Below are 3,378 nucleotides of genomic sequence, written 5' to 3'. Positions count from 1 at the left end.
GATCCGATGGGCAGACCACTCTTGAGGGAGGTCTGCATCTATTTCGACAATCGTCTCCTGAGGGGCAACCGCTGCACGAAGGTGAGCTCAGATCAGTTCAAGGCTTTTGACTCCCCCAATTACCCCTGCCTCGCGCATGCGGGTATCGACATCCACTATCATCCGGAGGCGCTGATGCGGAATGATTTCAAGGAGGGCGACCTACGGCTTCACCTGGACCTCGACCCCAATATACTGGTCCTCTCGCTCTTCCCGGGACTGCCGGAGAGCATGGTGGCGTCGGCCTTTGAGACTCCAGGGCTCAAGGCCGTAGTCTTCAGGACCTTTGGTAGCGGTAATGCCCCGGCGTCTGAGCATTTCCTCAAGATCCTTAAGGAAACCACATCCCAAGGGATCATCATCGTCAATATCTCGCAGTGCTTTGTGGGAAAGGTGAAGATGGAGCGCTATGCGACCGGGGTCACCCTGCTGAGTGCCGGCGTGCTGAGCGGTCACGACATGACCGTGGAGGCGGCTCTGGCTAAGCTGATGCACCTGCTGGGTAGCGGTAAGTCCTCAGATGAGGTGAAGCGGCTGATGGGGGTCAATCTCAGGGGGGAGATGACTGTCTGATAGTACATGTTTGCATCCTCCCTCTTTCCCGACTTGACTAGAGATCCCGAGGCCTTTTACTTCCGGAGCCTCAGCAGCGGTAGCTGTGGCAATGCCTCTCTCCTCTCCTGCGGCGACACAATGATTATGATCGATGCTGGTCTGGGGATTCGCATGCTTAAGAAGAGCTTCAAGGAGCTGGCGATCGATCCCAAGCAGCTCGCCGCCATCTTCGTTACCCACGACCATGCTGATCATATCCGGGGATTAGAGTCCTTTGCCGTGGACTTCTCCGTACCGGTCTATGCTTCCCCACTGGTCTATAAGGCACTTCACCACGCCACCTACCTGCATGGCGGACTGCTCAATCACCTGGGCTCAATGGCCATAGGTGAGACAGTGAGCCTGGGACGGATGGAGATCTCTTCCTTCGAGGTGCCGCACGATGCGACGCAGAATGTGGGATACCGGATCACCGGTCCCCGTGGGTGCTTTACGCTGATGACCGATGTGGGTGAGGTGACTGCGGAGGTGGAGGCGGCTATCAGGGAGGCAAATTATCTCGTGATCGAGAGCAACTACGACGAGGAGATGCTGCGAACCGGCCCCTATCCGATGATGCTTAAGAGAAGGATCCTCGGTGGCAATGGGCACCTCAGCAATCGCGAGGCAGCCGACATGGTGACGCGAAACTACCACCCCGACCTGCGCTTCCTCGCTCTCTGTCACCTCAGTGGACAGAATAACAACCCGACTGTGGCGAGAGACTCTATGAGCAACGCACTCAGCGCAACCGGAGTCCGACCCGGGCAGGACCTTCAGCTGGAGGTGCTGCAGCGTCGGGTGATCTCACCGCTCTACAAGCTGTGCTGATCAGTCGCTGTATGCGACGAGCTCCTCGGCGCACTTCTCCCACTCCTTCATCGCTTTCTTTAGCTTGTAGTCTACCTCCTCGTACTGATTGAGCAGGTCCGGAGTGGCCTGTATCGTCAGCCGATCCTCTAAGGAGCTCTTCTCTGTCTCGAGCCGGTCGACCGTCTCCTCTGCCTTGGCGAGTGCTTTCTCTAAGCGCGAGATCTGTCGCTGCTGCTCCCGCTGCTGCTCATAGTCTTCGCGTCCTCCTCCCTTAGTGGTCTTCTTTTCCTCGTCTGCCTCTTTCCCACTCGTCTGATTGATCTCCGCATTGCGGTCGTGGAGCTTCCGCAGGTATTCCTCCATGCCGCCGAGGTGGTTGAGGACCTTCCCGTCCTCAAATTCGATCACCTTGTCCACCAGCCCCTCCAAGAAGTCACGGTCGTGGCTCACGATCAGCACCGTGCCGTCGTAGTTGGCTATCGCCTCCTTCAGCACACCCTTGGAGGCTATGTCGAGGTGGTTGGTCGGCTCATCGAGGATGAGGAAGTTGGAGGGGGAGAGAAGGAGCTTGATCATCGCAAGACGCCCTTTCTCGCCACCACTCAGCACCTTCACCTTCTTATCGGCGGTCTCGCCTCCAAACATAAAGGCTCCCAGTATGTCGTTGATCCGTGAGCGGATATCCCCCACGGCCACATCGTCGATGGTGTCGTGGATCGTCTTCTCCGGGTCGAGCATCGAGGATTCGTTCTGGGCAAAGTAGGAGGTGATCACCTGGTGGCCGATCTTGACCGATCCCTCGCTCGGGATCTCCCCAAGTACAGCCCTCACGAAGGTAGTCTTACCCGAACCATTTCGCCCGACGAGGGCGATCTTGTCGCCCCGCTCGATCGTCAGGTCGATGCCGTCGAGGACATACCTCTTGCCGTCGTAGGTGACCCTCATCTCCTTAGTGACAAGGGGGTAGGCACCGGACGGGATGCTCATGGGGAAGCGGAAGTGGATCGTCTTGCGGTCGATCTCATCGATCTCTATGGGGTCTATCTTCTCCAGCGCCTTGATCCGGGACTGCACCTGGGTCGACTTCGTCGGCTTGTACCGGAAGCGCTCGATGAAGTCCTCGGTGTCCTTGATCATCTTCTGCTGATTCTCGTAGGCTCTCTTCTGCTGCTCGAAGCGCTCCTCCCGCAGCTCCTCGTAGTGGGAGTAATTGACCTTAAAGTCATAAGCCTTCCCCATTGAGATCTCCACGGTGCGGGTGGTGGCGTTGTCGAGAAATCGTCGGTCATGTGAGATCATGATCACGGCGGCGGGTGAGGTGGTCAGGAAGTCCTCCAGCCAGACGATAGACTCCATGTCGAGGTGGTTGGTCGGCTCGTCGAGCAAGAGCAGGTCGGGTCTCCCGAGCAGGATCTTCGCCAGCTCTATCCTCATACGCCACCCTCCGGAGAACTCCCTCGTCGGCCGATCGAAGTCCTTCTGCTCAAAGCCCAGTCCCTTCAGTGTCTTCTCGATCTCCGCCTCCATCCGCGACGTGTCGTAGATAGAGAGTAGCTCCGTCGCATTGGCGAGCTGCTGGATCAGTTCCATATACTCCTCCGTCTCGTAGTCGGTGCGGGTAGCCACCTCCTCAGTCAGCCGGTCCACCGTCGCCTTAAGCTCCAGCTCTTTGGAGAAAGCCTTACGGGCCTCCTCACGGACGGTTCGCTCATCATTGAGCATCATATACTGCGGCAGGTAACCGATCTCTGCTCCCTTGGCCAAGGCGACAGATCCCTCGGTCGGAGCATTGAGTCCTGCTATGATATTGAGAAGGGTGGTCTTGCCGGCACCGTTGCGCCCGGCGAGTGCTATCCGCTCCCCGGCATTGACCTGAAGATTGATATCTGAGAAGAGTACGGTGGCGCCAAAGGAGACGCCGACGTGACTTAG

3 protein-coding genes are annotated in these 3,378 nt (G+C 57.8%); 2 read left to right on the top strand and 1 reads right to left on the bottom strand.

What is annotated here, in order from left to right:
• Together Q0F21_RS06460 and Q0F21_RS06455 are read left to right on the top strand one after the other, a co-directional pair.
• Positions 1–612: asparaginase domain-containing protein (locus Q0F21_RS06460; protein ID WP_297238438.1), on the top strand; the 612-nt coding region annotated here is incomplete at its 5' end.
• Between the two features lie 6 nt (positions 613–618).
• Complete coding sequence (locus tag Q0F21_RS06455; RefSeq protein ID WP_297238436.1) at positions 619–1,464, top strand: MBL fold metallo-hydrolase; 846 nt, start codon at positions 619–621, stop codon at positions 1,462–1,464.
• Here the strand turns inward: Q0F21_RS06455 and Q0F21_RS06450 are convergent.
• Positions 1,465–3,378 (bottom strand): ABC-F family ATP-binding cassette domain-containing protein (locus Q0F21_RS06450; protein WP_297238434.1); only part of this gene is annotated, 1,914 nt, incomplete at its 5' end.

This window comes from uncultured Porphyromonas sp. (assembly GCF_934359325.1).
Lineage (GTDB): Bacteria > Bacteroidota > Bacteroidia > Bacteroidales > Porphyromonadaceae > Porphyromonas_A.
The sequence above is the reverse complement of the archived record's forward strand: the minus strand, read 5'-3'. Positions and strand labels throughout refer to the sequence as shown.

Excerpts from the sequence above, each read along its gene's own strand:
- Q0F21_RS06455 (WP_297238436.1), top strand. The coding sequence starts at position 619 with ATGTTTGCATCCTCCCTCTTTCCCGACTTGACTAGAGATCCCGAGGCC.